The organism is Streptomyces swartbergensis (assembly GCF_002148965.1).
Classification (GTDB): Bacteria; Actinomycetota; Actinomycetes; order Streptomycetales; family Streptomycetaceae; genus Streptomyces; species Streptomyces swartbergensis.
On the sequence record NZ_NGFN01000472.1, the window covers coordinates 1 to 5,377 of the forward strand.

General features: G+C 74.3%; 4 protein-coding genes. 1 reads left to right on the top strand and 3 read right to left on the bottom strand.

Annotated elements, in window-relative coordinates; genetic code table 11:
• Window positions 1–79 precede the first annotated feature (79 nt).
• The 3 genes from CA983_RS40185 to CA983_RS40195 all read right to left on the bottom strand — a co-directional run bounded on the left by CA983_RS40185 (window position 80) and on the right by CA983_RS40195 (window position 1,663).
• On the bottom strand, window positions 80–841 hold the full coding sequence (locus CA983_RS40185; protein WP_086605626.1) for a PIG-L deacetylase family protein: 762 nt from the start codon (window positions 839–841) through the stop codon (window positions 80–82).
• Between the two features lie 9 nt (window positions 842–850).
• Window positions 851–1,090 (bottom strand): ferredoxin, encoded by a 240-nt coding sequence (locus CA983_RS40190; RefSeq protein ID WP_425276506.1) that lies wholly within the window; start codon window positions 1,088–1,090, stop codon window positions 851–853.
• 105 nt (window positions 1,091–1,195) lie between these two features.
• A complete protein-coding gene (locus tag CA983_RS40195; protein ID WP_244207302.1) occupies window positions 1,196–1,663 on the bottom strand; it encodes a hypothetical protein in 468 nt (155 codons plus the stop codon).
• Between the two features lie 379 nt (window positions 1,664–2,042).
• Here CA983_RS40195 and CA983_RS40200 point away from each other — a divergent pair.
• Window positions 2,043–5,377: WD40 repeat domain-containing protein (locus CA983_RS40200; RefSeq protein WP_086605629.1), on the top strand; the 3,335-nt coding region annotated here is incomplete at its 3' end.

The following is a 5,377-nucleotide window of genomic DNA, read 5'->3' on the forward strand; positions in this document are numbered from 1 at the left end:
GCGGGCGGGCTTGCTGGCTTGAGCCGGTTAYCGGYCTGGGCGGGCAACCCCCCGGTCCCGGCCTGAGCCGGTCACCGGCCTACGGCAGGAGTTCCGTCCCTGCCCGCGCCGTCGTGACGAGGTCGTGGCGGATGTACCACTCGGTACCGAGCAGCCGCTCCCGCTCGGGCCCCGGCAGTGCGGCGATCAGGCCCGGGGCGGCTCCCCGTTCCACCTCGGTGCGGTGTGCCAGCACGGCGGCGATCTTCCGGTCCAGCCAGGGGGTCACGTCGACGGTCGTCGTGACCCGGTCGTCCGGGACCGTGCGCATCGTCCTGCCCGTGGGGGCCAGGTGGCCGCCCCACGCCCGGACGGCGGAGTGCGGGTGCGTCGACAGGTACAGGGCGCTCGGCTGCCATGGCTCACCGGTGTCCGGGTAGAGGCGTTCGAGGCCGGCGGCGTGGACTGCCAGCAGGGTCACGCGGTGGGTGTGCACATGGTCCTCGTGACCGGTCAGGCCGCCGTAGGCGTCGTGGGTGACGACGATCTCCGGGCGGAACTCCCGGATCCGTGCGACCAGGGCGCCCACCGCCTCGTCGAGCGGGGCGTCGCACAGGCGTGGTCTGCCCGGGGCCGACCGCGGGACGCGGGAGTCGGCGTAACCCAGCAGACGTGGCTTGCCGGCGCCGAGGATGTGGAGCGCTTCGGCCAGTTCCTCGGCGCGCCCGGTGTCCGCCGCCCAGGTGGCCGTGACGACCGCCGTGCGGGCGCCCGCCGCCGCGTGCCGGGCGAGGGTGCCGCCCGCCGTCAGGGACTCGTCGTCGGGGTGGGCGAAGAACGCGAGCAGGCTGGGTACCGGCACCGGCCCTCGCTACGGGCGGTCCGGTGCCGAGGCCGTGTCCGCCGTGTCCGCCGCGTCCGTGATGCTGATGGCCTGGCTGGGGCACTTCTCCGCCGCCTCCCGGATCTCCGGGGCGTCGCCACTCTGTTCGTGGCCCGGGCGGACGACGCCGAACCCGTCGACGAACTCGAAGACCGCCGGGGCCCTGTGGACGCACTCGGCGGAGCCGTAGCAGAGCTCGCGGTCGACAGAGACTTTCTGCCGCTTCATCCCCTTCATCCCCCTTGTCCCCCCTGGCCGATGCCGGAAGCCGGTGGGTTCTGGGGTGTTGACTGCCCAGCGCGAGACCGGATGAACCGGTCGGCCAGGCCCTGTCTAGCGCGCTCCGGCCGTCGCGAGCCAGTGGGCGACCCGGCGTACGGCGGCCTCGTCGAGCCGTTCGACGAGCGCCTGGACGGTCGCGTCGTCCTCGGGGGAGAGGTCGTAGAGGCCCGCCTTGCTCAGGCCGGACATGAGGACCTGGTGGCGGCGGCCGGTCATGCGTTCCGCGAGCGGGGCCGGTTCGGAGGCGGAGGTTTCCGGGGCCGGCCGGGGGGCTGCCGGGCCCGGCTTCAGGGGCGTGTCGAAGCGGTGCCACTCGCCGTCCTTCGGACCCCACAGGGCGAAGGTCACCTCGTCCCCCCGCGCCCGCAGGGTCTGTGTCATCTCGCCGAGGGCGTGCAGCACGGGCGGGCGGTGGGGCGACTCCGCGGCCGTCCGCCAGGTCTGCGCGGCCGGCCGGTAGTACATCGCCACCCAGCGCGGGGCGCCCTGCGGTCGTGGGCTCTCGGGACGTGTCTCCACTGTGCTCACCCCTGTACGTCGCTCCGGAAGCGGTACGGCAGGCCGGCCTTGGCAGCGGCAGGCGAACGGCAGGCAGACCATAGCTGACGGATCGTCAGTTATCCAGGGCCGGCCGGAGTCGTAGAGCGCCGTCCGCTGGGGAGGATCACCACGTCGTCCGGCACCGGTCCCTCCCCTCGTGGGGACCGGTACCGAACGGTGGGGTCACGGTCGTCTCACTCCGCTGGAGGTTGACCGGATGAGTGCGCTGCTGCGTCCGGATCCTGCCAGTTTCGGCAGCCGACGAGGAGTCTCCGGTTCCGGGCGGACGGTATTACCGCAGGTCAGACGTATAGAGTGAGTTTTCCGGTCCGGACGTCCAGGCACGGAGAGTTAAGGAGTGGAGACCTTGGGTTCCGACTCCGGGGCACGCACCGCCTTCGCGGAGCGCCTCGCACTGCTGTACAAGGAAGCCGGGAACCCCCCACTCAAACGTGTGTCCGAAGCGGTCGTCCGGCTCCAGCGGGTCGACGAACGCGGGCGTCCCGTCCGGGTGTCCGCACAGCGCATCAGCGACTGGCGCCGGGCCCGCAACGTACCGGCCCAGTTCACCGCCCTCGCGGCGGTGCTGCACGTGCTGATCCCCGAGGCGCGGCGCGCGCGGCCCACGCCGGTGTCCCCGGGCCTGTACGACCTCGGTCAGTGGCAGCGGCTGTGGGAAGCCGCGGTGGCCGACCCGGTGGGCGAGCGCGGCGCGGCGGCGACGGAGCAGGAGCGGTCTGCCGCCGAGGCCTCGCCCGCGCCCGGCGGGGTGTGCCCCTACCGGGGGCTGGCCTCGTACCGGAGGGAGGACGCCCGGTGGTTCTTCGGCCGGGAGCGCAGCACGGAGGCGCTCGTCGCCCAGCTCCGGGGCGTGGCGGAGACGGGCGGTCTGGTCATGCTCGTGGGGGCGTCGGGGGCGGGGAAGTCCTCGTTGCTGAACGCCGGGCTGGTACCCGCGCTGCGGGACGGCGCGCTGGGTGAGGACCCCGACGGCGGCGACCGTGGCGACCGTGGCGACAGCGGCAGCAGCGACATCAGCGGTGACGGCGGCCGGGCGACCGAGGTCGTGCAGCTCGTCCCCGGTGGTGATCCGCTGGCGGAGCTGACTCGGTGCATCCCCGACCTGGCGCCGGTCGTCTCGGCTGCCAGGGGCGGGACCGGCGGACCCGCCGCGGAGGGCCGCGTCGCCCCCGCCACGGTGGACCCGCGCGTCCCGAGGGGCCCTGACGTCCGCGCAGCCGTCGCCGCCTGGGCGCGGCGCGAGGCGCCGGCCGGTGCGCGGCCGGTCGTCATCGTGGACCAGTTCGAGGAGACGTTCACCCTCTGCCCCGACGAGGCGGAGCGGCGTGCCTTCGTCGAGGTCCTGCACGCCGCCTGTTCGCCGGGCGGCGACGGCGAACCGGCCCCGGCGGTCGTGGTCCTGGGCATACGGGCCGACTTCTACGAGCGGTGCCTCAGGTATCCCGAACTGGCCGACGCGCTCCAGCACCGGCACATGGTGCTCGGCCCCCTGACCACCGCGGAGCTGCGCGAGGCGGTGACGGGTCCGGCCAAGGCCGTCGGACTGGAGCTGGAGCCGGGCCTGGCGGAGCTGATCGTCCGGGAGGTGAGCGCCGACGGCCCGCGCGGTGGGGGTCCCTCTCACGCCTTTCGGGCTGTGGGGGAGCACGACGCGGGAGTGCTGCCGCTCCTGTCGCACGCCCTGCTCGCCACCTGGCAGCGCAGGAAGGCGGGCCGGCTGACGCTCGCCGGGTACCGCGCGGCCGGCGGCATCCAAGGCGCGGTCGCGGCGACCGCCGAGCGGGCCTGGTCCGGTCTCGACCCGGCGGCGCGCACGGCGGCCCGGCTGCTCCTGCTCCGGCTGGTGCGGCTGGGCGAGGACACCCAGGCCACGCGCAGGCGGGGCACCCGGCGCCAGCTGGCGGACGAGTCGACCGACCCCGGCAAGACCGAGGAGTCACTGGAGGCGCTGGTCCGCGCCCGGCTGGTCACGCTCGACGCGGAGACCGTGGAGATCACCCACGAGGCGCTGCTGCACGCCTGGCCGCGGCTGCGCGACTGGATCGACGACGACCGGCAGGGCAACCTGCTGCGCCAGCGCCTGGAGGAGGACGGCCGGGCCTGGGAGGAGTCGGGCCGCGACACCTCGCTGCTCTACCGGGGATCCCGTCTGGAACAGGCCCACGGGTGGGCGAGATCCGCCGGGGACACGTTCCTGACCCGGAGCGCGGTGGAGTTCCTGGCCGCCTCGGTCCGGCTGCGCAGGCGCATCATCTGGATCAGCCGGAGCGCGGTGGCGGCCCTGGTCGTGCTGGCGGTGCTGGCCGTCGGAGCGGCCGTCGTCGCCTGGAAGCAGCGGGACGAAGCCGTGTTCCAGCAGGTGCTCGCCCAGGCCGACCGCGTCCAGGACACGGACCCTTCGCTGTCGGCGCAGCTCGACCTGGTGGCACACCGGCTGCGGCCGGACGACAAGGGCGCGAACAGCCGCCTGATCTCCATCGTGAACGCCCCGCTGGCCACACCGCTGGCCGGCCACACCGGCGCCGTCTACCTCACGACGTTCAGCCCGGACGGGCGGACCCTGGCCACCGCCAGCTACGACCGGACCGTACGGCTGTGGAACGTGGCCGACCCCAAGCGCCCGAAGCCGCTGGGCAAGGCGCTCACCGGCCACACCAGCTGGGTGAGCAGCGCGGTCTTCAGCCCGGACGGCCGCACCCTGGCCAGCGCCGCCGACGACGGCACGATCCGGCTGTGGGACGTCACGGACCCCGGCCGCCCGAAGCCGTTCGCCCGGCCGCTGACCGGCCATGACGGCACGATCTACCTGATCGCCTTCAGCCCGGACGGGCGCACGCTGGCCTCCGTCGGCGACGATCACACCGTACGGCTGTGGGACGTGGCCGACCCGAAGCGTCCGGAGGCCCTGGGCAAGCCGCTCACCGGGCACAAGGCCGCCGTGCGCTCGGTGGCGTTCAGCCCGGACGGCCGGACCCTGGCGGCCGGTGGTGACGACGGCACCATCAGGTTGTGGGACGTGACCGAACCCCGGCGTCCGGAGCCGGTCGGGGAGCCGCTGACCGGCCACACCGACACGGTGCACTCCGTGGCCTTCAGCCCCGACGGCCACACGCTCGCCAGCGGCAGCGCGGACGACACCGTCCGGCTCTGGAACATGGCCGACCGGCGACGCCCGGCACCCATTGGAGCGCCGCTCACCGGCCACACGGGTGCGGTGTGGTCCGTGGCGTTCAGCCCCGACGGAGACATGCTCGCCGCCGCCAGCGCGGACAGCACGGCGAGTCTGTGGAAGGTCAGTGATCCGGCGTACCCGTCGCAGGTCGGCGGGCCCCTGGCGGGCAGCAGCGGCGAGATGTACGCGCTCGGCTTCAGCCCCGACGGGCGCACCCTCGCCACCGGGACGGGCGACAACAAGGTCCGCCTGTGGTCGCTGCCGACGGCGGACATGATCGGCCGGACGGGCGCGTTCCGGCCGGACGGGCGGGTGCTCGCGACGGCGGCGCTCGACGGACGGGTCCGGCTGTGGGACGTGCGGAAGCCCGGCAGGCCCGTGCCGATGGGCGAACCGTTTCTGCCGAAGGGCGGCGTACGTTCCCTGGAGTTCTCCACGGACGGCCGCACCCTCGCGGTGGTGACGGGAGACCGGGCCGTGCAGCTGTGGAACGTCGGGGA